The following is a 25,396-nucleotide window of genomic DNA, read 5'->3' as shown; positions in this document are numbered from 1 at the left end:
AGGGAAGGACGAAGATGGCTTATCGACGCTACGCATTCATCGCGGTGGTCGTGGGCGTGCTGGTCCTCGTCGTGACGCTCGTCGGCGCGTCGCAGGTGCCGCCGCTGACGATCGTGGCCAGCATGGCGGCCACGACGCTCGCCGTCGCCACCCCGCTCACCCTGGGGGCGCTCTCGGGCGTCTTCTGCGAGCGCTCCGGGGTCGTCAACCTGGGCATCGAAGGGATGATGCTCGCGGCGGCGTTCTCGGGCTGGTTCGGGTCGATCTACGCGAGCTCGATCCTGGGCTTCCCGCCGCTGCCGAGCCTGCTGCTCGGCGTCGTGATCGCGGTCGCCACCGGCGCCGCGCTGGGGCTATTGCTCGCCGCGCTTGCGGTGACCTTCTCGGTGGACCAGATCCTCGCGGGGACGGTGATCAACTTGCTCGCCGTGGGGCTCACGGGCTTCTTCAACCGCCAGCTCTTCTTCGGGCCGGGAAGCGCGTTCGGCGGGCAGGTGCCCCACGCGCCGGGCGTCCTTCCGCGCCTCGGCGTCCCGCTGCTCGCGGACATCCCGGTCGTGGGCCCGGTGTTCGAGCAGCAGCCGATCGCCGTCGCCGCCGTCGCGCTGGTCGCGCTGACGCACCTCGTGCTCTTCCGCACGCGGTGGGGCCTGCGCGCGCGGGCCGTGGGCGAGCACCCCCGCGCGGCCGCGACGGTCGGGATCGACGTGGCCCGCGTGCGCTACGTGAACGTCGTGATCGGCGGCGCGATCGCGGGGCTCGGCGGGGCGTATTTCACGCTGGAGTCGGTGCCGTCCTTCGAGCCGATGATGACGAACGGGCGCGGCTTCATCTCCCTCGCGGCGATGATCTTCGGCGACTGGACGCCGTTCGGCTCGTGGGCCGCGGCGCTCGTCTTCGGCGCGGCGCAGGCGTTCCAGATCAACCTCCAGCTCTTCCGCGACCAGATCCCGCCGTCGTGGTCGTTCCTGCAGCAATCGTCGGTCGTCGGGCTGGTGCCCTATCTGCTGACGCTGCTGCTCCTGACCGGCGTCATCGGCAAGACAACGCCGCCGGCCGCCGACGGCCTGCCGTACGAGCGGGAGGGGCGGCGGTGACGGCGGTCCTCGAGGCCCGGGGGATCACCAAGCGGTTCTCCGGCGTCCTGGCGAACGACAGGGTCGATCTCGACCTCCGCGAGGGCGAGATCCACGCGCTGCTCGGGGAGAACGGCGCCGGCAAATCGACCTTGATGAACATCCTTTACGGGCTGCTGCGCCCGGACGAGGGGACGCTCCTCCGGAGCGGGCGCCCGGTCGCGCTGCGCTCGCCGAGCGACGCGATCGCGCTCGGGATCGGCATGGTGCACCAGCACTTCATGCTGATCCCCGTGTTCACGGTCGCCGAGAACGTCGTGCTCGGCGCGGAGCCCGTGCGCGGCGCCCTGCTCGACCGCCGGCGCGCGAGCGCCGAGGTCCGCGAGCTCTCGGCGCGCCACGGGCTGGACGTCGATCCCGACGCTCGGGTGGAGGACCTCCCGGTCGGCGTGCAGCAGCGGGTGGAGATCCTCAAGGCTCTTTACCGGAAGGCGGAGATCCTGATCCTCGACGAGCCCACGGCCGTGCTCACGCCCCAGGAGGCGGACGACCTGTTCCGCGTGCTGCGGGGGCTGACGGCGCGGGGGGTCTCGGTCCTGTTCATCACGCACAAGCTCAGGGAGGTGCTCGCGGTCGCGGACCGGGTGACGGTCATGCGCGCTGGGCGCGTGGTGGGCGCCGCGATCCCGGCGGAGACGGACGAGCGCGGCCTGGCGGCGACGATGGTGGGCCGCGACGTGGCGCTCCAGGTGAGCAAGGCCCCGGCGAGCCCCAAGGACGTCGTGCTCGAGGTGCAGCGCCTCGGCGTCGCGGGCCGCCGCGGGTCCGGCGCCGACGTGGTGCGCGAGGTGAGCTTCTCGGTGCGCGCGGGCGAGATCCTGGGGATCGCCGGCGTGCAGGGCAACGGCCAGACCGAGCTCTGCGAGGCGATCACCGGCCTCTCGCCGCCCCGCGCCGGGCGCGTGCTCCTCCGGGGCCGCGACGTCACCGGCGCGCCGCCCCGCGCCCTGATCGAGCGCGGCGTCTCGCACGTGCCCGAGGACCGCCAGCGCCACGGGCTCGTGCTCTCCTACGCGATCGCGGACAACCTCGTGCTGTGCACCTACCACGAGCCCCCGTTCGCCGTGCGCGGCGTGCTGCGCGACGACGCCCGCGAGGAGAACGCGAGGCGGTTGATAAAGACCTTTGACATCCGCGCGCCCGGCCCGGAGACGCCCGTCTCCGCGCTGTCGGGCGGCAATCAGCAGAAGGTGATCCTCGCCCGGGAGATGAGCCGCCCCGTGGAGCTGCTCGTGGCAAGCCAGCCGACCCGGGGCGTGGACGTCGGGTCGATCGAGCACATCCACCGCGAGATCGTGGCGGCGCGCGACGCGGGGGCGGCGGTGCTGCTCGTGTCGGCGGAGCTCGACGAGATCCTGGCGCTGTCGGACAGGATCGCGGTCATGTACCGGGGCGAGATCGTGGCGACGCGGGACGCGGGCGCGGTCTCGCGGACGGAGCTCGGGATGCTGATGGCCGGGGTGGTCCCTGGCGAGGAGGCGCCGCCGCCCGCCGCGGAGGAGGTCGACGCATGAGGGGGCGCGCGCTGCGCGCGCTGGCCGTGGCGGCGCCCCTCGCGGCGGCGGCCGCGGCCTCGTTCGCGCCGCCGTCCGCCGCCGCCCCGACGCTGGAGCAATACCGGTACTTCCGGGCGCTCTCCCTCGACCTGAAGGGGCGGCTCCCGACGCGCGAGGAGCTCGCCGAGCTCGAGTCGCCGGGCTTCGATCTGGACGCCTGGATAGAGCGCCACCTCGACGGCCCGGGGTATGCCGAGCGGCTCACGCGCATCTACATGGATGTCCTGCGGCTCGAGCTCGGCCCGACGGGGCTGTTCACGCCGCCCGCGACGACGCTCCGCCGGGTGGAGGTGCTCGGCCCGGAGGGCAAGCCGCTCTACGTCTATTACCGCGTCGGCCAGCGCCGCCTGAACCCGGTGATCGACGGGGAGTTCTGCTTCTCCGACGCCGAGAGCGGGCTCCGGGTCGCGGCCTACGCGCCTGTCACGGGGACGCCCGCCCGCATCTCCCAGCGGCTGCTCGACGAGCGGACAACGCTCGTGCGCCCCTACTGGCTTTACCGGGATTACCTCTCCGTCGTCCCGACGCAGCGTTATGGCGACGGGTGGAAGGACCCGGACAGCGCCTATGTCCCGCTGCCGCAGCTCCTTGTCGAGCCTGACGGCAAGACGCCGACGGTCGAGGTCAGGGTCTGCAAGGAAGAGGCGCAGACCGCCGAGGTCGGCCACCTCTATGCGAGCGACATCCCTTCATCGCCGAAGGGCGCTCCGCCGCCGGGCCGCGCGCGCCCGCCGGTGCGCGAGGATCGTTATGCGCAGGCGCACCGGGGCGAGCCCATCTCGTGCCGGAGCGCGCTCGCGCCGGCGATGAGCGTCGATTGCGGCTGCGGGATCGGCCTCGAGCACTGCCTTCCCGCCGACAGCGCGGGCAGGGATCCGCGCGGCTTCGTGCTGCCCGCCCATATCCCGCTCGGCATCGAGGATCCCATCGGCTCCGCGCCGCACACGATCACCGGCTGGAACAAGTTCTGGTGGTCGCAGGAGGCGATTCATACAATGAATCACGTCTTCGCGGCGGATCGCGATTTCCGGGAGATCCTCACCGGTCGTTATACGTTCATCAACGGCCCGCTCGCGCAGTTTTACCGGTCGAGCGCGCCCGCGGCGTGCTGCTCTCTGCACCCGTCGTTTGGGATGCGCGAGGACGAGGCGCCCCTGTTCTTGCCGGGCGCGGTGCCGCCGGTCGTCGCGCCGCACGACGTCTCGACCTGGACGTTCATCCCCGATCGCGGGCCGCGCGCGGCGGGGATCCTCACGACGCCGGTGTTCCTCACGAAGTATTCCTCGCGGCGCGCGCGGGCGGCGGCGCTCTACAGCGCGTTCCTGTGCAAGAGCTTCACGGCCGAGCACGCGGAGCTCCCGCCGTCGGAGGAGCCCGACCTCATGATCCGGCCGGGCTGCGCGAGCTGTCATGCGACGCTGGAGCCGCTCGCGGCGTACTTCACGCGGGTCGAGGAGACGACGTGGACCTATCTGCCCGCCGAGAGGTTCCCGATCGAGAACCCGGCGTGCAAGCTGAACGCGGAGGGGAAGACGGGGCAATCGTGCCAGCGCTTCTACGACCCCGTGTTCTCGAGCCGGGAGCGCGGCGTGCTGCGGGGCGCCTATGCCTCGGCGGATCACGCCGAGCGCGGCCCGGCCGGCGCCGCGGCGGATCTCACGCGCATGCCGGAGTTCGCGTCGTGCGCGGTCGAGCGCGTCACCGAGTCGTTCCTGGGGCGGCCGCTGCGCGAGGAGGACGAGGCGCTGCTCGGCGCGCTGCGCGAGCGGTTCGTGTCGCGCGGCTACCGGATGCGGCCGCTGGTCGAGGCGATCGTCCGCTCGCCGGCGTATGCGCGCGCGAGCAACGTGCGGCCTGCGCTGGAGCGGGGCGGGGCGGGGAAGGGCGAGGCGGAGCGGGGTGGGGCGGCGAAGGGCGGAGCGGAGGAGCGGGGCGGCGCGGCGCGCGGCGAGGGAGCGCGGTGATGCAGGGCCGGGGGAGGGCGCCCGGCCGGATGGGGGCCTTCGTCCTTGCGATGGCCGCGCTGGCGGGCGCGTGCGCCCCGCCGGAGGCGATCCCGCCGCGACCGGCTGCGCCGCTCCGGGAGACGGGGCGCGTCGCGCAGAGCCGCGCTCCGAAGCAGGATCTGCGGCTCATCCCGGCCGAAGCATACCTGAGGACCTATCTCCGGCTCTTCGGCGGCCTCGCGCCCGCCGAGGTCGAGCGCCGCGCGCGGGGGGACGACAAGGCGGCGCTGTTCGACACATGGGGAGACTACCTCGCGGCGCTCGGGCTCCCCGATTACGGCCTGGATCTCCCGCGCGCCACGCAGACCAACGCGCTCATGCTGGCGGCGTTCGAGCGGCTCGGGATCGCGCTCTGCGACCGCGCCCTGGAGCATGACCTCAAGGCAAAGGAGCGCGTCCCGATCGAGCGGCGGCTGATCTTCGCGTTCGATCTGCCCGCGCAGGATCCGGACGAGGCGGCCTTCGCCCCGCGCTTCGACGTGCTGCACCGGACGTTCCTGAGCTACCCGGCGCGCCTGGCGCCGCCGGACCGGGAGGCGAAGTTCTTCGCGCTCTACCAGGGCACGGTCGCGCGGCACCGCGCGAAGGGCGCGCCGAAGTCGCGATTCACGCCGGAGGAGGCGGGGTGGGCCGCCGTCTGTTATGGGCTCGTGCGGCACCCGGAGTTCCATCTGTACTGACGCCCGGCTGGCGCGAGGGCGCACCGCCGGATCTCCGGTCGTCCTCCACCCTCGACAGCGCGCTCGCTCGTCTTGGCCTGGCTGGGGCGGAAACGCCGCTGGATCGGTACAGCCCGCCGGGGCGCGCTCCGCCAGGGGCGTGACCACAACCACGGGCGTGACCACGACGCGATGGATGCTCGCGCGAGCGACGATCTCATACACCGAGCCGCTCGCGCCCGGCGCCTGCGCGGCACGCGGGTCGAAGCGGCTCGCGCCAGCTTGCGCACCGGGGGCATCGAGGGGCATGTTCTCGCGAGAGGCATGGACTGGAGCCGGTTCGACGCGCACGGAAAGGACAAGGCCGAGGCCTTCGAGGCTTTCGCCGGCCAGCTCTTCGAGCGTTGGTGCCGGCGGGAGTACCGGGGCGATCTCCGGGACGTCCGGATCCCCGACGGGCTGGGGGGCGATGGTGGCCTGGACGCGTACGCCGTGCTGGCATCCGGGAAGATCGTAGGCCTGCAGGTAAAGTGGTTTCCCGATCGCCTCGGACAGGCCCAAATCGATCAAATCCGCGACTCCTTTCAGACAGCGATCCGGGTACGCCCGAACCTCGTGCGCTACTGCGTTGCGCTGCCCTGTGCCATGACCGACGACCGCGGACGCAAGGAGAAACCGGAGCGGGCGCGGTGGAGAGACTGGATCGCCAGGGCAACCGCGATTGCGCCGAACGTTGAAGTTGATCTCTGGGACAGGGCGAGGCTCGAAGCTCTGCTCGGCGAGAGCGAAAACGAGGGATTGCACGCCTACTGGTTCACCGACGGCGTCTTTACACTGGCCGACCTGGCCCAGCGCTTCGATGCTGCCCGCCGTGGCTGGCTCAATGCGCGGCGCTACGATCCGGACCTGCACGCAACCGGCTGGCTTGAGGAGGATCTCGCGCTTCGTTTGGGTGAGTCCGAAGCGCGCGCGAAGATCCTCGGCCATGTGACGCAGGCAACGGCCAAGCTGGAGGCGCTTCGCGAGGACGTGGCTCGCCTGGCGCGGTTATCGACTTTCCGGCGTGATGTCCCTGACGCAGAGCAGCTCCGCGGGGCAGCCCTTGACGCCCTGGACCGCATGGTCGACGCGGGCCATGCGCTGGCCTACGCGCTCTGTCACGCCACGCCCCTCCCGGAGCGGCTGAAGCCGAGCGAGCACGACGAGGAGCCCCTCCGGCGGCTCGCCGGGGTGCTCCGCGATCTCGAACACGATCAGTTCCACACCCCCACGCGTGGCATTCGCGAGCATCTGGATCGGTGTGTCGACGAGCTGGGGCATCCATCCTCTTTGCTTCGCGGTGCGTGGGCACGCTGGCGTGGAGCGCGGCTCCTCGGCGCTTATGTCGGTGCGCCGGGCGTCGGGAAGACCCATGGCCTCGCCCATGCGGTCGAGCAGCGGCTGAGCCGCGGGATGCCGGCGGTGATTCTCCGCGCCAGGGATTGTCCTGTCGACGAAGGGTGGGAAGAGATCCTTCGTAAGGCGCTGGATCAACCTCGCTCCCGGCTCCCCGAGATCCTGAACGCCATGGAAGCATCGGCGATGCGCGCCCACGTGCGACGGGCGAGAAAGTCGGTGCAGGTTCCAGATGGCACCGCTGGCGTCCAGGGCCCTGTCCAACCGTCCGGCTCGGCGTGGGACCACGAGGACGGGGTGGAGTCCGAGCCGGTCTGCTTTCTGCTTGCGATCGATGGTCTGGACGAGCCGGGGAAGCACCGCCGCTGGGCCGAACTGCTAGGCGAGCTCTCGGCGCACCTCGAGCGCTATCCTCGCGTGCGGGCTGCGGTGACCCTGCGGACGGCCAGCCGCGAGGCGATCCTGGGCCGCGTACGCGCCGACCTCTTCCACGAGATCGCGCTCCCCACGGGCCGCGAGGTCGACGCGCTGCTGCGCAAGACCTGCCGCGCATGGGGCATTGGGCTCCCGGACAGGCGCGTCCGCTGGGCGCTCCGGGAGCCCCTGAGCGTGCGGCTCTACTGCGAGCTCCGCCGGCGGATCCCGGCGCACCGAGCTTTCTGGGGCTCTCGGCCCCAGGACGTGTCCCTCACGGCGCTGCTCGGCGAGAAGCTTCAACGCGTCGAAAGAGAGCTGCAAGACAAGCGCGGGTGGAGCCGGCGCGTCCCGCTGTGGGAGGCGCTCACGGCGCTCGCCGAGGCCCGCATGAACGGCCGCGACATGCGCCGCGATGACGCTGCCGACGTGATCCGCGCCGCGCTCCCGCCGGCGCAGGCGCTCTCGATCGATGACGCCCACTGGCTGCTCGACCAGGCGAAGGAGCACGGCCTCGTGACCGAGTGGGTGAAGGAGTCGGACGATCCCCGTCCACCGATCCAGAATATCGATCTGGCGTTCGAGCCCCTCATCGACCATCTGATCGCCCGCCGAGCGTGCGACGCAGCGCACGACGCGCTGGCACGAGGCGAGGTGCCGCCGCTCCCCGAGGTGATGCGGGATCGGCGCGACGCCTTGACGCAGGCGGCGATCTTGCTCGCGCAGAAGGGCATCAGCCTGGTTCGCTCGGGCCTCTGGCGCGATCAGCTGCCGCACGAGGAGATCGAACGCTTGGAGCTGCGGGCCATCGCCGCGCTGGATGACGGCGCAGCCCGCACCTACCACGGATGGGTGATCGAGCGGCTGCGGGCCAGTATGCCCTCGTGCCGGCGGGTGCTGGCCGAGCTGTGCGTCCCGGTGGCTCGGGACGTGACGCACCCGTTCGGTCCCCGCTTCGTCCATGAGGCGCTCCTGCCCTTCTTGCCGGCGAGGCGTGACCAGTTCTGGTCAGGTCCGCAGCATCTGCCCGGCGACGGCGGGCAGCCGTGGGAAGGCAGCGGCGATCGGGCGTTGGAGGAGCTCACGCTCGTGGAAGACGACCCGGCGGACGGTCCGCCGCTGCTCCTGGCCTGGGCGCTCACGTCGGTGATCACGGCCAGGCGCAGGCGCATCCGCGCCGAGCTGGCGCGTTGGGCTTCCACAGATATCGACGAGCTGATCCGGTGGTTGGATCTGGTGATTGGCACCAACGATCCTCAAATGGCCGAGGACGTCTCGATGGTGGCCTTCGGGGCCGCCTGCCTGACCGGCGCAGATCCGAGGCTGGAGCGGCTAGTCGGGTGGGTCGACCAGCACCTGCTTGCCCCGGACGCCCCCCATCGCCGGGAGGACGTCGCGGTGCTCCATGCGGCGCGCGGCATCGTCGAGCGCGCGCGCGCCGTGGGCGTCGTCATCGATCCTATTGCACTCGAACGCGCGCATCGGTTCTATGCGCCGACCGGGGAAACGCTCCCCATCGACGCAGAGGCCGCACGAGCGGCGAGCGATCGTCACGGGGTCGAGCCAGTCTCAACGAGGTTTGCCTGGTACGTCGTGCCTCCGGCCATCGACCCGTTCTTCCGGCACGCGGCCTCGATGGATCTGCATCTGTGGTCGCCGGAGCGAGCAGCGCGGCTTGACCCGCGCACCTACCGACTCCTGCGCGCGCATGCGGAACAGGCGGAGCTCCCCGCGCTCTCTCCGCTTCGGTTCGCGTGCGGCGCGCTCGTGGCACACCTGCGTGCGGTGGGTTGGAACGAGGCTGAGTTCTACGGCGACTCGCACGATGAGGGGCCGGTCGCGACCGTCGGGATGGACGTGGCGATCGCGCGGTACCACGGCGATGCCAGGGTACGTGGGGATGTCAGCCCGGTATGTACGGTGGCCGAGAAGTACATCCGGACCGGCTGCCGTCAGCTGCAAGCTTATCTCGCGGCACGCGCGCCTGCGGACGTGCGCGGCGGAGCCAACGGGCCGATCGAGCCGCCCGTGGATCCCGTGCGCATCGCCCCGATCGAGCCCAATCCCGCGAGCGACGCCGGCCTGGAGTCCTCCCGGGAAAGCGAGCCCTGGGTGTTCTGGGCGGATGACGGCCTCGTCTCCTCGTGCCACCTGGACGCCCGGGATCAGGTGGCGCGAGCCGTCGAGTGGGTGATGACAGCCCCGCCACCCGAGATCGAGCCTTGGCTTCGTCTTCCGAGAGGCGCAGCTCCGCGCTTCGAACGGGAAGAAGACGAATGGATCACCCTCTGGGGCGAAGTCCGCGCACGTGAGCGGGAGAGTCAGGCCGACTCCACGCTATGGATCGGAGCCGCCGCGGTGGCAGAGCGCGACGCCGGATTGCTTGCGGATCATGCGCGCTCTGTTGACCCACAGACCCTCGGTCGCCTCTGCGAGGACGGCGAGTTGGGGTGTCATGGTGTTGATCCTGGCGAGGCCATGTGGGCCCCCTGGTCGGAAGAGCGCATCGGAGCGTACGAGATTCCGGTGGGCGGCCGAGCGATCGAGCTGATGGGCACCTCCGTCGAGGCCGGCTATCATGGGCTTCGTGGCGTCGCGCAGTCGTGCAGGCTCCCGGCCAGATGGCTCCGCCTCCTCCTCGGTCTCGTCGACGCGAGGCCCGTGGGAGGAGGCGCGAACTGGTGCTTCATGGATCGCGAGGGGCGCGTACAGGCCATTTATTCTCATCATTCAACGGGTCAAATCACATGGCAGAAGGCGCTCGTGATCAGGCGCTGTGCGCTTGAGCGAGCGCTGGACGATCGGAGTCAACGTCTCGTCTGGGGCGTCAGGCTGCTTCGTGAACCCGCCCCCGGGATCATCGACTATCTCTCGAAAGACGCGCCATCTGCGCTTCGCAGCTGGCTCTGGCTCGCGGTCATGGGCGACTTGAGCGTCGGCGGCCCGAGGATCGACGTCGTACCCTTGCCCGGTTCAGGCAGCGTCCGCGGGGCTGACGAACCCGACGCTGCGAGCCCATCAGCCCCGGGAAGATGTAGCTCTTCCGAGGCTCCGGCCGGCCCCGGCAACCCGGAGCTGGCCACTCCGCTCTCCAGCGATCTCGATGACGATCAGGCCATCCCGTATTTTCTCTGGGACGATCCCATTCCTGTCAGCGAGGTCCGACGCCGGCTGAAGAGCGCCTCGCCGCCGGAGCGCGACCGGCTATTGGGCAAGATCCTGCGCGAAGCCCAGGACCCGGACGTCTGGCGGTTCACCACACCCGAAGAGGTCGCAGCGCGGTTCAGTCAGCTGGCACGGCATCTCGGGCGACGCAGGCGCTTCTGGGAGTTTCTGCTGAAGCTATGGCACAAGGAGGGTCTACTTGAGCAAGAGCCTGCTTAGCCCGTTGCAGGAGGAGGTGCTGGCGGCCTTCTTTCGTCGCGAACGGCGGTTCTTCGTGACGGGGGGGGCGGCGCTCGCTGGCTTTCACCTCCACCACCGGCGAACTGCGGATCTGGATCTCTTCACGACCTCGATGGATCTCGACCACGCGGACGATGCCTTGCGAGCGGTCGCGGAGGAGCTCGGCGGTGCGATCGAGAACAAAGAGACAGCGCCCACGTTTCGCCGCCGCCTGGTGAAGCGGGGGAAGGATCGGGTGATGGTCGATCTGGTCGTCGATCGCACCTTCCAGGTCTGCCCGGAGAAGCAGCACTTTGGCGACATCCGGGTGGACCCGCCGGAGGAGATCTTGGCCAACAAGCTCTGCGCGCTGCTGTCCCGCTCGGAGATCCGCGATCTGGTCGACGTGCTCGCGCTGGAGCGGGCAGGCTACAGCGTGGAGGACGCGCTGCCGCGTGCCAAGCGGAAGGATGGTGCTGTGACGCCCGGCTCCCTGGCATGGATCCTCTCGGAGATCGAGATCGGCGATGATGCCTCCGTCCCGGGTGACATCCCGGTGCCGGAGCTGCGTGCCTTTCTCCAGGATCTCATCTCTCGTCTAGGGCGCTTGGCCTACCCCACGCAGAGCGACGAGTCCTGAGGAGCCTCTCGAGCCGTGCGATGCTGTGAAGGCACGGACGTGTCTGCTCCCCGATACGTTCGATCTCTTGTTGTCGCTGATCACCAGCGTACCTGCGGATTCGCCAGCCGCCCGGGGAGCGCCGGTGAACACGCCAAGCAGCCTCGGGAACGCACCTGCGCGCCGAGTGGTCAATGGCCTGAAAAAGGCGTAGAGGGTCGGCCAAGTTGGCATCAGCGGTCCCGCGGCGCGGCCGGCGCCGCGCGTGGCTCCGGCCGCGCCGGCCGTGACCTAGTCGTCGCACTCCTTGACGTGAAACAGAGCGGAGACGAGCAGCGCGGGATGGCCGTCGAGGGCTCGCTGCAGCTCGCAGTCGCCCGTCGAGAACTCCACCTCGCGCGGGTCGCTGCCGACCGTCGCCACGACGTGGCAAAAGCCATCGTAGAAATCGTCTCCTGTGTACATCGCGACATTCGGTAGAGGCTCGCCGCCGTCATCCTCGCGCTTGACGAGCAATACAATCGAGCTGATCGGCGGGTCGTCGTCGCGCGCGCGGTCCAGGGACATCTCCGGCAAGGAGTCTTTCAGGTAGCACCCCGTCGACCACCTCTCCCCTGTTTTCACGAACCTCCGCCCATCATCGCCGGTATCGTAATTCAGCGTTTTACCGTCGAGGGCGACGACCGCCTTCCCCGCGATGTCCGGATGGTTGGCGCACGCCATCGCTGGCAACGACAGCACGGCCAGGAGCGTGAGCCGCGCGCTCGACATGGACATCGTCATCCACCTCACGGTGTCTTCCACCACATCTCGGAATAGGAACATACGATGTGCGGCTCGCGTCGCTCCAGGGTGCCAAGCACGGCAGCGACGCTGGGGGAGCAGGCGCCTGGCTCTTCCTCCACGAGCGTGGCGCGCATCGCGCTGAGCGGGAGGGGCGAGGTGACGTCCGCGCAGGCCGTCTCCCCGAGGCCGACGGGGAACCCCGCCTCCATGCGGTCGCTGCATGCGCTGTCCGCATACAAGCCGACGTCGGCGACGCACCTGCCGCCCGCTGGGGGACCACACTCGCACGGAGCGCAGGCGCGGTTGTCGATCAGCTGTTCGAAGAACTCGTGTCGTGTCAGGCCACGCCGGCAGGTCCCCTCGCTGCTGGCCTGCATGCAGGGGATGAACCCCGGCGGTTCCTGTGCCGTGTTGCCGGCGCACACCCGGACGAACATTGCCGGAACGGGCGGCGGCTCGGGCGTCGCCGAGGGGATGCATGGCGAGAGCGTCGGCGGCTCGTAGACGACGGACGCGAATTCGTCCGGCTGGACGGGCGACGGGAGCGCAGCGCATGTCCCATCCCATCCCGCTCCGGCGTCGAGCGCGATCGAGGTGCTTCCGCCTGGGCAGGTCATCGCGTTCGCCATGACCGTGGAGGGCAGCTCGCACGCCGCCGGACCACATTCGCACGCATCGCATGTGTCCGGCAGCCCTTCAGGCGCGTCAGCCATCCAGCCTTCCCACTTCGGCGGCTGGCCGTCGATACAGGGAGGCGCATCGTCCTCCGCGCCTACCCACATCCACAGCACTGGAGCCGAATCGGCCGGCGGCGGAAGCAGCGGCACAAACCACTCGTCTTCGCACGCGAGCAGCGTCGTCGCGGAGACGATCAGCAACATCGGACGCCGCATCAGAAAGGCCTCCGTGCCAGCGTCGGCATGCTCACGCGCTGACGGTCCAAAGCGACATCGCCGACGCTCACCATCGAACGCGAACCTCCGCGCCGTGCGCCGCCACTCGAATCTGCGCGTCGTGCGGCAACCAGACGTACACGAGGGTGGCCGCGCCTGCTGCCGCCCCGGCGAGCAACGCGCTGGTACCCAGGAGACGCATCAGCTTCCCGTTTGCGGCAATATCGATTATCTCGTCGTAGTCGGGTTGAAATGCGGGGTCGACCGCGCTCATCACCCGGGCGTGATGTCGAGCCGCCGTCGCCTCCTGCCCGTACCCCCGCGCGCTCTGCAAGGACACGGTGCCTGCCACCAAGAACCCGATCGAGGCCACCGCGCCCGTCGTGACGATCCGGAAGTCCGGCCCGGGCCGGCCCGCGCCCTGTGGCGGCCCTTTTGGCGCCGCAGGCCCGGGCGCTCCAGGCCCGGAAGCCCCTTTCGGCGGCTGCGCGTGGTCCTTCGGCGCTTGTGCCGGCTTGTCGAACGTGAGCGGCACCTCCTTCGACTCGCCCGCCTCCACCCTCACACCCGCGCGCGCGACCTGCCCCTCCTGCCCGACGGCCATCACCTCGTGCTGGCCAGGCCTCACGTAGACGCGGCTGCCGTCCTTCAGCCCCCGGCCGTTCACGAACATGCCCACGACGCCGGGCGGCGGCATGAGGACCACCTCGCCCACGCGCCGCCGGGCCCGGGCGAGGTCGGCGTGCCGGTGCTCATACAGGCGCCGCTCCACCTCCGTGCGCGGGGCCGGCATGTGCTCGACGCACTGATGCGTGTTATGCGCCGCATTGGCCAGCATGGAAGCCCTCCGACTCGTCGCGCTCGATCTCGACGGCACGCTGCTTCGGACGGATGGCTCGATCTCCGCGCGGACGCGCAGCGCCCTCGCGATGGCCGAGGCGGCAGGTCTGACGCTCATGTCGGTGACCGCGCGGCCGCCCCGGCGCGTGCGGCAGGTCGCGGCTCAGACCGGCCTGCGCGGTACGGCCATCTGCAGCAACGGTGGGCTCGTCTATGACGTGACCAACGACGCCGTGCTGCGGCAGAACCTGCTGCCGGCTGCCGCCGCGTCGGTGCTCATCGAGAGCCTGCGCGCCGCTGTACCCGGCGTCGCCTTCGCCGTCGAGGCGGGGATCCAGTACGGGTGCGAGCGCGGCTATGTGATCCCCGGCGAACATCCGAACGATCGCGACGACCCGCGGATGCGGCGGGACGATGCGGTCGCGCTGTGCAGGGAAGGCGTCACCAAGCTGATCGTCCAGCACGCCGGCTGGACGCTCGAGGAGCTGCTGGAAGTCACGCGCGCCCACGCCGGCGCGCTCGCGAGCGTCACGCACTCGGGCTCGAACTTCGTCGAGGTCGCCGCGGCCGGCGTCACCAAGGCGCTCGCGCTCGAGGCGTACTGCGCCGAGCACGGCATCGCGGCGGCGCAGGTGATCGCGTTCGGCGACATGCCCAACGACCTGCCGATGCTCGGCTGGGCAGGGCGCGGCGTCGCCGTGGCCAACGCCCATCCCCACGTGCTCGCCGCCGCCGACGAGGTCACGAGCGCCAACGATCACGACGGCGTCGCCCTCGTGCTCGAGCGGCTCGCGCACCTCGGCTTCGTTCCGAGCTGGTGTTGAGCGCACGTCGGCCTCGCCATCTCAAGGCGGCATCAGAGCGCACCTCGGCCTCGCCACCTCGAGGCGGCGTCACGACCAGATCCCCGATGAGCTCGTTCGTGCGGCGCCGGTGCTCGCGATGGCGGTCGCGTTCGAAGGCAATGTCGTGCGGGCGCGCGCGGCCCCGGAGGGTATCCTGAGGAGCACGCCCGATGCCTCGCCACGCCCCCCGCTCCCGCTACCTCGCCGTCCCGCGCCGCGCGCTGCTCGAGGCCGCTGCGGGCGCGGCGCTCGCCGGCGTCCTCGGCCTGCCGGCGCGCGTGCTCGCCGCGCAGGGCAAGGCCGCGGAGGACGAGTTCTTCCTCTTCATCCACGCGTCCGGCGGCTGGGACGTGACGCTCTGGGCCGATCCTCGGAACGAGGCCAGGGGCCTCGTGAGCCCCGCGACGACCGACAACACCGACACCGCGGGGCTCCGCCTCTGGGTCGACGCGCCCGCGGCCGGCGGCGCGAAGAGCTTCGCGCCGGTCACGCCCAAGGGATCGAGCCTCGCGTTCGGCCCGGGCATCGGCGCCCTCGCGGACATGCACGACCGGCTGTGCATCCTCAACGGCCTGGCGATGAACACCGTGAGCCACCCCGACGGCACGGCCTTCTCGACGACGGGACGGCACCTCAGCGGCGGCCGCACCGTGGCCTCCAGCGTCGACGCGATCTGCGGGAGCGAGCTCGGCGCGGGCCAGACCTTCCCCGTCGTCTCGGTGCAGTTCCCGTCCGCGTTCGTCGGCGAGCGCCTCGATCGGCGCGCCGTCCCGCTCATGGTCGGGGAGATCGGCACCCTGAGCCGCTCGCTGTTCCGCGCGCGCCACTACGACACCGACGAGGACCGCGCCGCGGTGACCGCGCTCCTCTCCGAGGAAGCCAGCTCCCTCGCCGCGCGATCCAGCCACACCGACGCCCTGCACAGCTTCGCCATCCAGGCGGAAGGCCTCGGCAAGATGCTGGGCGCAGGCCTCCAGGAGGTGTTCTCCAGGGGCAAGCTCATCCAGGCGCACCCGGAGTTCAACCACGCGGCCCGCTTCGCCAGGCAAGCGGCCGTCAACGCCGCGTTCGCGATCGAGGCCATGCGGCGGAACGTGGTCCGCTGCGTGAGCTTCTCGAGCAGCGGGTTCGACACGCACACGAGCAACTACCGCCAGCACGCGGCCACCCAGCAGGAGCTCTTCGACCTGATCGCCGCCCTCCTCGGCTCGCTCGACAAGACCCCGCACCCGACCCGCGCCGGCAAGAAGCTCTCGGATCACACCCACATCCTCGTGACGAGCGACTTCTGCCGCACGCCCCAGCTCAACACGGCGATGGGCCGCGACCACTACCCCAACAACTCCGCGATGGTGATCTCCCCGCGCTTCCGCGGGAGCTTCGCGTTCGGCAAGACCGACCCGGAGCAGCTCCTGCCGGTCCCGGCGAAGACGTTCCAAGGGGGGCCGCGGCCGATCGCCCCGCCGGACCTGCTCGCCACGTTCCTGTTCGCCTTCGGCATCTCCCCGCGCGAGCACCTGCGCGACGGCGAGGTGGTGCCGGAGCTGCTCCGGTCGCCGTGACGCTCCTCCGCCGAGCGGCGTCCGCCGCCGCGCTGGCGCTGTCGTCCTCCGCGCTGGCGCTGTCGTCCTCTGCGCTGGCGCTGTCGTCCTCCGCGCTGGCGCTCTCGCTCGCCGGATGCGCGGCGCAGGCCGCGGCGCCCCTCCCGCCGCTCGTCGTGCGCGAGGTCGCGTGGCCGTCCCCGGGGGAGCTCGGCCCGGTGCGCGCGGTCGCCGACGACGGGCGCCGCGTCGTGGTGTTCCACGACGGCGCCGCGGCCGTCTTCGTGAACGGCGCCCTCGCGAGGGTGGAGCGCGCGCCCCACCGCTGGGTGAGCGCCGCGGCCCTGCCCGCGCCCGACGGCTACGGCACGTGGATCGTCGGCGTCGACGCCGAGGGCCGGCTGCTCCGGCTCCCGGGCCAGGGGACCTTCGAGGTCGTCTCCGACCGCTACGGCCTCGAGCGCGCCGCGGTGCGGTCCGCGATCGGCCTCGGCGAGGGCGGCGCCACCTTCGCGCTGGACCGCGAGATCGCGGTGGCGGACGGCGAGACCGTCACGCGTTACGCGACGGGCCCGCTCGCGACGTTCGCGGCGGGGGCCGGGCGCGTGGCCTTCGCGGCCGGGGGCGACGGGCTCGGCGCCCTCGACGTCGCCACGAGGGCGCTGCGATCGTACCCGCTCCCGGCGGACGGCGCCGCGCCGCTCCTCGCCCTGACCGGCGCGGGCGCGCTGCTCGCGGCGACACCCGCGGCGCTCTACGCGGAGGACGGCGCCGGCGTCCTGCGCCTCCGGTTCCGGGCGCGCGCCGCGCTCCACGGGCTCGCCGTCTCCGGCGACCGCGCGTGGTTCGCCGACGGCGACGAGCTCGGCGTGCTCGACAAGGCCGGCGCGCGCGAGACCCGCGGCGCGCGCCTCCCGCAGGGCGGCAGGCTCGTCGGCTCGCCGAGCGGCGACGTGTGGCTGCTCGCGTCGAGCGCCCTCCGGCGCTTCGCCGCAGAGGACGACGCCGGGCCCGCCTGGGGGGAGATCGCGCCCGTGTTCGCCCGCGCGTGCGCGCGCTGCCACCGCCCGCGCGGCGAGGGCGGCGTCGACCTCTCCACGCCCGCGGCGTGGGCTTCGCTCCCCGAGGCCATCGCGCGCCGGGTCGTCGACGAGCGGAATATGCCGCCCCCGGGAAACACGCTGTCCGAGGCCGACCGCGCGCGGATCCGCGCCTTCGTCGGGCGCGCAGGGCCGCCCGCGCGGCCGTGATGCCGGCTCGCCGCCGAGGCCGCGATGCGCGCTCGCCCGCGCGGCCGTGAGGCGCGCTCGCCGCCGCCGCGCGCCCGTCTTGCGCTACCCTGGGGCACCATCGCGAAGAGGAGAGCTGCCTGATGATGTCGTTCAGCCCGGATCCGCGCGTCGCAGAGCAGCAGATGCACGCCATCATCTACTACCTCACCGGGTTCGGGTACATCGACGGCGAGCTCGATCCGACCGAGAAGTCCTTCATCCGCGGCTACATCCACGACCTCGTGCGGCAGCGCGCGCGCGACGCCCTCGGCGGCGAGGGGCAGGAGAACCCGGACGTCGTCGGCCGGTGGACCAGCCACTTCCACGAGGTCTTCTCCGAGATCGACCACCAGATCCAGAGCCATTTCACCGAGAGCGTCGCCGAGGGAGAGGACCCGAAGGACTTCGTCCTCTCCAAGATCAAGCTCCGCTGCTTCGAGCTCCTCGACGGCTTCGACGACGACAACCGGAAGGCGCTGCTCGCGACCGTCGACGAGCTCATGCTCGCCGACGGCGTCGTCCACCCGAACGAGCAGCGGTTCCGCGACGAGCTGTCGTCGCTCCTGTCGGCGTCCCCGATCGAGATCGACGACGTGGACATCGAGACGATCGAGCAGGGCGCGGTCGTGATCGATCCGGCCACGCGCAAGCAGGCGCGCGAGGTCGATCACCCGTTCTTCAAGGCGTTCGAGTGGGACTACGCGAGCGATCCGGCCACGTTCGCGGAGCAGGCCAAGGTCGACATGGACCTGATGCGCAGGTTCGAGGCGAAGCTCGAGGAGCAGCGCGCGCGCGGCGCGGGCCGGCTCGACGGCGCGGCGGATTTCGCGGGCTTCGCCGGGCAGGCGCCCTTCCTCGACGGCCACGTCTACGTCGCCTCGCCCGACCCCGCCGAGGACGTCGAGCTCCTGGTCATCGGCGATCTGCACGGCTGCTACTCGTGCCTCAAGGGGGCGCTGATGCAGGCCGACTTCTTCGCCAAGGTGCAGGCCCACCGGGACGACCCCGCGCACAACCCGCGGATGATGCTGGTGTTCCTGGGCGACTACATCGATCGCGGCAGGTTCAGCTACAACGGCATCCTGCGCACGGTGATGCAGCTCTTCCTCGCCGCGCCCGACAACGTCTTCGTGCTGCGCGGCAATCACGAGTACTACGTCGAGCTGAACGGCCGCGTGCTCGCGCCGGTGCGGCCCTCCGAGGCGATGAGCTCGCTCGCGGCCATCGCCCCGAACGAGGTGTTCGCCGCCTACATGCGCCTCTTCGAGGCGCTCCCCAACATGCTGGTCTTCGACCGGATCCTCTTCGTCCACGCGGGGATCCCCCGCGACGAGACCATCGCCGCCCGGTGGACGTCGGTGTCCTCGCTCAACGACCCGGAGATCCGGTTCCAGATGCTCTGGAGCGACCCCAGCGAGGTCGACGCGATCCCCGCGGAGCTCCAGAGGTCCACGGCGCGCTTCCCCTTCGGCAAGCGGCAGTTCAAGAGCTTCATGCAGAAGCTCGGCTGTACCACGCTGATCCGCGGCCACGAGCGCGTCCCGGAGGGCTTCCGCGTCGTTCACGACGACCCCGACGGGGTGCTGCTGACCCTGTTCTCCGCGGGCGGGAAGACCAACGACGACCTGCCAGAGACCAGCAATTACCGCGAGGTCACGCCGATGGCCCTCACCATCCGGTACAAGGGCGGGGTCAGCCAGCTGACGCCGTTCGCGATCGAGTACGAGCGGTACAACGATCCCAAGTACAACGCGTTCTTCCGCGAGCAGCTGCCGCCGCTCGAGATCACCGCCGATCTGGACGACCCCCGGCCCTGATCGGCGCGAGGTGCATAACGTCTCCCACGCTTCGCGCGAAGCGGTGGGCGTCGCCCCCTCGACGACTTCGTCATGATGTGCCGCGCCGCTTGGCACACCGCGCCCTGCAGCCCCCTCGATTCCGCGGGCGTTCCGCGGATCCATCGACCCAACGTCGTGGGCACACCGGTTGCCACATGCTCTGACATGCTCCGCGGCTTACCCCTGGGTCCTGGCGTGCTTACCTCCCTTCTGCTTGTCGCGGGCTGCTCCGGGACGGTGAACCACACAGGTACGGGCGGCGGGGATCCGGGTGGCGCCGGCTCGGTCGCGGGGACCGGCGGCTCGGTCGCGGGCACGGGCGGCTCCGGCTCGGGCTCAGGGACCGGAGGCGCGGGGATTGCCGGAGCGGGAGGCGCCGGCGGGGGATTGCCCACCCGATGCACGCTGCCGCAGGATATCGGGCCCTGCGATGGCGCGATCCCGCGTTATTGGCATGATCCGCGAACAGGCGTATGCGTCCCTTTCAGTTATGGCGGCTGCGAGGGCAACGAGAATCGCTTCGAGTCGCTCGAGCAGTGCCAGGAGGCCTGTCAGGGCGGCGTTCCTGACATGGATGCATGCGAGTCGCTGGGCGATTGCATCCTCGCATCGCCGGGCTGCTGCGCCGCCTGCGATCCTGTCGATGCCCGCGCGTTCGTCGCGCTCAACCGGGCGAGCGTGCACGACTACCAGATCGCCACCGGGTGCGAGGGGGTGGCGTGCGCACCGTGCCCGGATGTCGACGAATCCGAGCGCAGCTCTCAGTACTTCGCCGCCACGTGCGAGGCCGGGCGCTGCGTCGTCATCGACGTGCGCGAGTCGACGCTGACAGAATGCGCGATCGCGTCGGACTGCGTCCTGCGCGACGGCCTCGACTGCTGCGAGGGGTGCGACGGGAGAGGCATCGTCGCCCTCAACAGGAGCGCGGATCTCCAAGGCATGGTCTGTCCCGGCAACTTCGGCGCCGCGTGCAATCCGTGCCTGCCCGTCTACCCGCCCGGGATGACGGCGGTCTGCTCGTCGGGCAGGTGTCAGCCGCAGATGCCCGCCACACCTTGAGCGAGCAGCGCGCCCAGCGTCGCATAACAGCAGAAATCGGCCTGGGCCCACAGCGCTTTCCATCCATCCTCCCGAGCTGAGCGCGCAGCCTCCTGCCGACGTCGCCACCGTGGAGGGCACATCGATCCAGGGGAAGGTGCGCTTCGGCACGGGAGCCTCGCTACCCCCCGGCCGTAGATCCGGATATGGCCTATCCCGAAACCGTCGGGCTGGAGGTCGGCTACAATATCGGCCTGCCTTACGAAGGGTTCGATTTCACCATGCTCGGTGCGCAGCTCACCGACCGCCGGCTGCGTTTCGCCATCGACCCCCGGGAGCTCTGGAAGCGCTGGTGCGAGCTTCTGGCGTCGAACCCAGGCTCAGGCTCCTACAAATGCATGCACAACGGGGGGCATGGGAAGAAGGGTCCGAGGGCTGCTTCGCGGGCGAGCGGCCTGTCGACTGCGGATACCTCGCGCTGTGTGAAAGCGGCGTTTGCGGTTGTCGTGAGCCCGGATGCACCGTCGATGCGCGCGACGCGCTCGCCTTCGATTTTCTCGTCGACCAGCAGAGGGCGGACGGCAGCATCGCGTTCGGGAGCACCATTTACAACGTCCGGCTGACGCGCGACCCCTGACGGCGATCAGCTCAGGGACCGGTCCCCTCGACGACGTCGTCACGGTGTGCCGCGCCGCCTGGCACACCGAGGCCCAGCGCCCGCGCGATCCGGGCCGAGATCAGCGGGCGCATCGACCGGACGCCCAGGGCATGCCCGTTGCAACTCGCCCGGCATGCCTCGGCGCTTATCCCTGGGTCTTGGCTTGCTTACATCCCTTCTGCTCGCCGCAGGCTGCTCCGGAAAGGTGGACCGCGCAGGCTCGGGTGGCGGGGACCCGGGCGGCGGCGGTTCGTCTGCGGAGACCGGCGGCGGTGGCGCTGGCGGCGATGGGCAATTGCCCGTCCGCTGCCTGCTGCCGGCGGATCCTGGCCGGTGTGACGCGGCGTTCCCGAAATACTGGTACGACCCGGCCGCCGGCGCGTGCAGGGAGTTCACCTATGGAGGCTGCGAGGGCAACGAGAACCGCTTCGATTCCCTCGACGCGTGCGAGGAGGCCTGTCGGGGCGAGCTTCCCGACATAGGCGTCTGCAACGCGCCGAGCGATTGCGTCCTGGTGTCGCGGGGCTGCTGCGGCGCCTGTGACACGGCCAGCGCCGAGAACTTCAGAGCCATCAACCGCGCCGGGACGAAGCTCGACGAGATCATCCAGGGGTGCGGGGGCGTGGCGTGCGGGGCGTGCCCGGAGGTCACCGAGGCGGAGCGCACGACCCAGTACTTCACCGCCACGTGCGAGGCGGGGCGCTGCGTCGTCCTCGACGTGCGCGAGTCGCCGCTGACAGAGTGCGCGGTCGACTCGGACTGCGTCCTGCGCGACGGCCTCGGCTGCTGCGAGGGGTGCGACGGGACAGGCATCGTCGCCCTCAACCAGAGCGCGGAGCTCGATGCCCTGGTCTGTCCCGCCGGCATGGGCGCGTGCCCCCCGTGCGCGCCCGTGTTCCCGGACGGGATGACGGCGGTCTGCTCGTCGGGCAGGTGTCAGCCGCAGATGCCCGCGACACCCTGAACGGCCAGGAACGACCAGCGCTCCCGGCGTGCGCGGTCAGGCGCTGTCTCCTGAATCGTAGATAAGGCACTTCCCTGTACCCACCCGGGCGCCTTTCGAGGCTCGGCGCGTCAATGGCCGCGCTGCGCCGATTCCGGTGAACAGCTCTGGCGCACTGGACGGGAAGGACGGAAACTGAAGCTGAAGCGTACCGCTCCACCGCCGCCTCGCATTGACGCTGGGCGCGTGGCCCCGATAGCCTTTCCCATGGAGCGCTCGTAGATTCTCCTTTCTTCGACCTCATTCACGAAGGAGCTGCCCGTGAATCGAAGCACCCCGAGGATGCTGCTCGCGGCCATCGCGCTCTTCAGCGCGGTCGCGTGCTCGGGAACGTCTGGAGACGGCGGATCGGATCCGGGCGACGGTCCCGGCACCAGCACCGGCACCGGTCCCGGCCCAGGTCCCGGCACCGACCCCAGCGCCCAGTGCGAGCCCGGCGTCACCGCGCCAGGCCCGACCCCGCGCCTGACGCGGCTCACGCACGCGCAGTACGACAACAGCATCCGGGACCTCTTCGGCAAGGACATGAAGGCGTCGGCGGCGTTCCTCGCGGACCCGGCGTTCGAGGGGTTCAACAACAACGCCAAGGGGCTCCTCGTCTCCGACCGCCTGGCCCGCGACTACCGCCGCGCCGCGGAGACCATCGCGGCCGACGCCGTCGTCGACCAGGCCGTGCTCGGCAAGATCCTGCCGTGCGCGCCGGAGGGCGACGGCGCGGCCTGCGCCCGGCAGTTCATCCGGGAGCTCGGCAAGCGCGTCTACAGGAGGCCGCTCTCGGCGGAGCAGGAGGAGGCGTACGTGGCCGCATATGCCCGCGGCAATGGCCTCTTCGACGCGGGCACGCCGTTCGAGCAGGGCGTGCGCCACGTCATCGAGGCGATGCTCCAGTCGCCGCACTTCCTCTACCGCATCGAGCTCAGCGAGGAGCTCGACGGCGCGGGGATCATCCCGCTCGACGCCTACGAGGTCGCGACGAGGCTCTCGTACCTGCTCTGGAACAGCCTGCCCGACGACGCGCTCCTCGAAGCGGCGGAGGGCGGCGCGCTGGCCACGCCCGAGGGCATCGAGGCCGAGGCGCGGCGCATGCTCGACGACCCCAAGGCGACGAGCGCCCTGGACGAGTTCCACGCCCAGTGGCTCCACATGAGCCGTTACGCCGATCTCTCGAAGGATCCGGCGCTCTACGAGGACTTCGACGCCAGCGTGTCCTCGGCCATGATGGGCGAGACGAAGCAGTTCATCCGGCACGTCATCCTCGAGATGGAGGGCGACTTCAGGACGCTGATGACGGCGCCCGTCGGCTTCGTGAACGACAAGCTCGCCCCGATCTACGGCGTGGAGGGGTCGTTCACGAGCGAGCTCGTGGAGACGCCGCTCGACCCGGCGGAGCGGGCGGGGCTGCTCACGCAGGCCGGCTTCCTGAGCTCGCACGCGTTCTTCAACAAGAGCTCGCCGATCCACCGCGGCGTGTTCATCCAGCGCCAGATCCTCTGCACCGACCTCCCGGACCCCCCGGCGAACATCAACACGACGCTGCCGCCCATCCAGGGCGACATCAAGACCACGCGCGACCAGGTGGAGGTGCACACGTCGCCGGACGCGTGCAACAAGTGCCATGGCGTGATCAACCCCCCGGGCTTCGCGCTGGAGCACTTCGACGCGGTCGGGCGCTACCGCGCCGACGAGGACGGCGAGACGATCGACGCGACAGGCACGATCGAGGTCGGGGACGGTGAGATCAGCTTCGACGGCGCCGTGGATCTCGCGACGCAGCTCGCGGAGAGCCCCGTCGCGCAGCGGTGTTATCTGACGAACTGGTACCGCTACGGCAATGCGCGCCAGCTCTCGAGCGAGGACGCGTGCACGATCGCCGACCTCGACGCGAAGCTCGGCGCGTCCGGGTACAACATCAAGGAGCTGCTGGTCGCGCTCACGCAGACGAAGACGTTCAGGTACCGGGCCGTGGAAGAGGTGGACCAATGAATCGCAGAACGTTCTTGCGGGGCGCGTGCGGGGTGATGCTCGGCCTCCCGCTCCTCGAGTCGCTGCGCCCGCGCGACGCCAAGGCCGATCCGGCGAGCGCGCCGCGCCGGTTCATCGCCTTCTTCATGTGCAACGGCGTGAACATGGCCAAGTTCTTCCCGAGCACGCAGTACGGCGCGCTGACGGCCGCCTCGTTCGGGGCGACGCGCGCGATAGCGCCCCTCGCCGCGTACCGGGACAAGCTGCTGATCCCGCGGGGCATCCACATGGCGCCGCGCGGCTACGGGTTCGACCCGAGCGCGGGCGACGATCACGCGAAGGGGATGGGCTGCAAGCTCACGGCGCAGCCGCTCGTCCAGGGCAGCCAGTACGCGGCGGGGATCTCGCTCGACCAGTTCATCGCGAACAAGCTCAACCCGCCGGGCACGCCCGCGCTGACGCTGATGGTCGGGTCGAAGACGCCGAACGTGCGCGGGCACATCTCGTACACCGCCAGCGAGGCGCCGGTCAGCGGCGAGAACAACCCGTGGCTCGCGTACCGGGACCTGGTCGGCGGGACGGACCTCGAAGAGGAGGCGCTCGTCCGGCTCACGAAGCGCCGCGAGAGCGTGCTCGACCTGGTCTCGGTCGAGTACGAGGCGCTGCTCAAGAAGAAGCTCAGCAAGGCCGATCGCGACAAGCTCGAGATGCACTTCCAGACGGTGCGCGACCTCGAGGTGGACATGGGCGGCTCGGGGATCATCCCGCGCGAGCTCTCGCCGGAGCGAGCGGCGGAGATCGAGGCGATCGACCCGGACACGGTGGCGTTCGACGCGGAGTTCAAGAAGGTCGGGCGGATGCAGATGGACATCCTCGCGCTGGCGATCGCGACCGGCGCGACGCGTTCCGCGACGCTGCAATGGGGCTCTGGCGCGGCGGGGCCCATCTTCAAGTGGGATGGGATGGCCCACGAGTACAACCACCACAAGCTCTCCCACGGGAACACGAGGGACGACGACACCGGGAGCGCCGTGGACGGTTACGAGGAGATGCTCTTCGACATCGATCGCTGGTACGTGGGCGAGTATGCCTATCTGCTCGACCGACTCGCGGGCTACGAGGAGGGCGGGGCCACGGTGCTCGACAACAGCGCCGTCGTGTTCATGAACGAGCTCTCCGACGGCAAGCGCCATGATTTCCGCGACCTGCCGTACATCATCGCGGGGAGCTGCGGCGGCTACTTCAAGACGGGGCAGTACATCAAGGTGACGCGGCAGTCGAGCACGGTGCAGGACAAGGACGCGCCCCACAACAAGCTGCTCACGACCTTCGCGAACGCGGTCGGCTGCACCGAGGAGGGCGGGGGGCCGATCGCGAACTTCGGCTCCTTCGGCGAGCCCGGCGAGTTCGACGAGCTCAAGGCCTGATCCGGCGAGAGATTTCAACGCAAAGGCGCAAAGACGCAAAGTCGCAAAAAAGAACAGATTCTGTGCATTCTTTGCGATTTTGCGCCCTTGGCGTCTTTGCGTCGAAATTTCTCCTCGTTCGCGAG

Annotated in this window: 18 protein-coding genes; 15 read left to right on the top strand and 3 right to left on the bottom strand. The window is 70.5% G+C overall.

The window, feature by feature from the left end; translation table 11 throughout:
* Window positions 1-14: 14 nt before the first annotated feature.
* The 6 genes from WMF29_RS41285 (at window position 15) to WMF29_RS41260 (ending at window position 11,190) form a co-directional block, all read left to right on the top strand.
* On the top strand, window positions 15-1,097 hold the full coding sequence (locus WMF29_RS41285; protein WP_437325568.1) for an ABC transporter permease: 1,083 nt from the start codon (window positions 15-17) through the stop codon (window positions 1,095-1,097).
* A complete protein-coding gene (locus WMF29_RS41280) occupies window positions 1,094-2,650 on the top strand; it encodes an ABC transporter ATP-binding protein (protein WP_437325567.1) in 1,557 nt (518 codons plus the stop codon). Before WMF29_RS41285 ends, WMF29_RS41280 begins: the two co-directional genes overlap by 4 nt.
* Entirely contained in the window at window positions 2,647-4,656 is a 2,010-nt protein-coding gene (locus tag WMF29_RS41275; protein WP_437325566.1) for a DUF1585 domain-containing protein, read from the top strand. The genes WMF29_RS41280 and WMF29_RS41275 overlap by 4 nt, the downstream gene beginning before the upstream one ends.
* The gene (locus WMF29_RS41270; protein WP_437325565.1) at window positions 4,656-5,378 is read left to right on the top strand and encodes a hypothetical protein; all 723 of its coding nucleotides are present in this window, start codon (window positions 4,656-4,658) and stop codon (window positions 5,376-5,378) included. The genes WMF29_RS41275 and WMF29_RS41270 overlap by 1 nt, the downstream gene beginning before the upstream one ends.
* Window positions 5,379-5,681: 303 nt before the next feature.
* Window positions 5,682-10,550, top strand: coding sequence for a hypothetical protein (locus WMF29_RS41265; RefSeq protein ID WP_437325564.1), 4,869 nt, complete (start codon window positions 5,682-5,684; stop codon window positions 10,548-10,550).
* On the top strand, window positions 10,531-11,190 hold the full coding sequence (locus tag WMF29_RS41260) for a nucleotidyl transferase AbiEii/AbiGii toxin family protein (RefSeq protein WP_437325563.1): 660 nt from the start codon (window positions 10,531-10,533) through the stop codon (window positions 11,188-11,190). The genes WMF29_RS41265 and WMF29_RS41260 overlap by 20 nt, the downstream gene beginning before the upstream one ends.
* Before the next feature lie 270 nt (window positions 11,191-11,460).
* On the opposite strand, the gene WMF29_RS41255 is transcribed toward WMF29_RS41260, so the two are convergent.
* The 3 genes from WMF29_RS41255 to WMF29_RS41245 form a co-directional block, all read right to left on the bottom strand.
* Entirely contained in the window at window positions 11,461-11,946 is a 486-nt protein-coding gene (locus WMF29_RS41255) for a hypothetical protein (RefSeq protein ID WP_437325562.1), read from the bottom strand.
* Between the two features lie 11 nt (window positions 11,947-11,957).
* On the bottom strand, window positions 11,958-12,848 hold the full coding sequence (locus WMF29_RS41250; RefSeq protein ID WP_437325561.1) for a hypothetical protein: 891 nt from the start codon (window positions 12,846-12,848) through the stop codon (window positions 11,958-11,960).
* Window positions 12,849-12,915: 67 nt separating this feature from the next.
* Window positions 12,916-13,686: a hypothetical protein gene (locus tag WMF29_RS41245; protein WP_437325560.1), complete on the bottom strand. Its 771-nt coding sequence runs from the start codon at window positions 13,684-13,686 to the stop codon at window positions 12,916-12,918.
* Here WMF29_RS41245 and WMF29_RS41240 point away from each other — a divergent pair.
* From WMF29_RS41240 to WMF29_RS41200, 9 genes are all read left to right on the top strand, one after another.
* Window positions 13,685-14,512 (top strand): HAD family hydrolase, encoded by an 828-nt coding sequence (locus WMF29_RS41240; protein ID WP_437325559.1) that lies wholly within the window; start codon window positions 13,685-13,687, stop codon window positions 14,510-14,512. The genes WMF29_RS41245 and WMF29_RS41240 overlap by 2 nt on opposite strands.
* Window positions 14,513-14,703: 191 nt before the next feature.
* Window positions 14,704-16,095: a DUF1501 domain-containing protein gene (locus WMF29_RS41235; protein ID WP_437325558.1), complete on the top strand. Its 1,392-nt coding sequence runs from the start codon at window positions 14,704-14,706 to the stop codon at window positions 16,093-16,095.
* Entirely contained in the window at window positions 16,092-17,324 is a 1,233-nt protein-coding gene (locus WMF29_RS41230; RefSeq protein ID WP_437325557.1) for a c-type cytochrome, read from the top strand. The genes WMF29_RS41235 and WMF29_RS41230 overlap by 4 nt, the downstream gene beginning before the upstream one ends.
* A 122-nt stretch (window positions 17,325-17,446) precedes the next feature.
* Window positions 17,447-19,162 (top strand): metallophosphoesterase family protein, encoded by a 1,716-nt coding sequence (locus WMF29_RS41225; RefSeq protein ID WP_437325556.1) that lies wholly within the window; start codon window positions 17,447-17,449, stop codon window positions 19,160-19,162.
* Window positions 19,163-19,378: 216 nt separating this feature from the next.
* Complete coding sequence (locus WMF29_RS41220) at window positions 19,379-20,242, top strand: BPTI/Kunitz domain-containing protein (RefSeq protein ID WP_437325555.1); 864 nt, start codon at window positions 19,379-19,381, stop codon at window positions 20,240-20,242.
* Between the two features lie 185 nt (window positions 20,243-20,427).
* Entirely contained in the window at window positions 20,428-20,844 is a 417-nt protein-coding gene (locus tag WMF29_RS41215; protein WP_437325554.1) for a hypothetical protein, read from the top strand.
* Window positions 20,845-21,042: 198 nt separating this feature from the next.
* Window positions 21,043-21,843 (top strand): BPTI/Kunitz domain-containing protein, encoded by an 801-nt coding sequence (locus tag WMF29_RS41210; protein WP_437325553.1) that lies wholly within the window; start codon window positions 21,043-21,045, stop codon window positions 21,841-21,843.
* A 300-nt stretch (window positions 21,844-22,143) separates the two neighbouring features.
* Complete coding sequence (locus WMF29_RS41205; RefSeq protein ID WP_437325552.1) at window positions 22,144-23,865, top strand: DUF1592 domain-containing protein; 1,722 nt, start codon at window positions 22,144-22,146, stop codon at window positions 23,863-23,865.
* On the top strand, window positions 23,862-25,271 hold the full coding sequence (locus tag WMF29_RS41200; protein WP_437325551.1) for a DUF1552 domain-containing protein: 1,410 nt from the start codon (window positions 23,862-23,864) through the stop codon (window positions 25,269-25,271). The genes WMF29_RS41205 and WMF29_RS41200 overlap by 4 nt, the downstream gene beginning before the upstream one ends.
* Window positions 25,272-25,396: the final 125 nt, after the last annotated feature.

Source organism: Sorangium sp. So ce381, assembly GCF_051473845.1.
GTDB lineage: Bacteria > Myxococcota_A > Polyangia > Polyangiales > Polyangiaceae > Sorangium > Sorangium atrum.
This window is presented reverse-complemented; position numbering and strand designations above follow the sequence as displayed.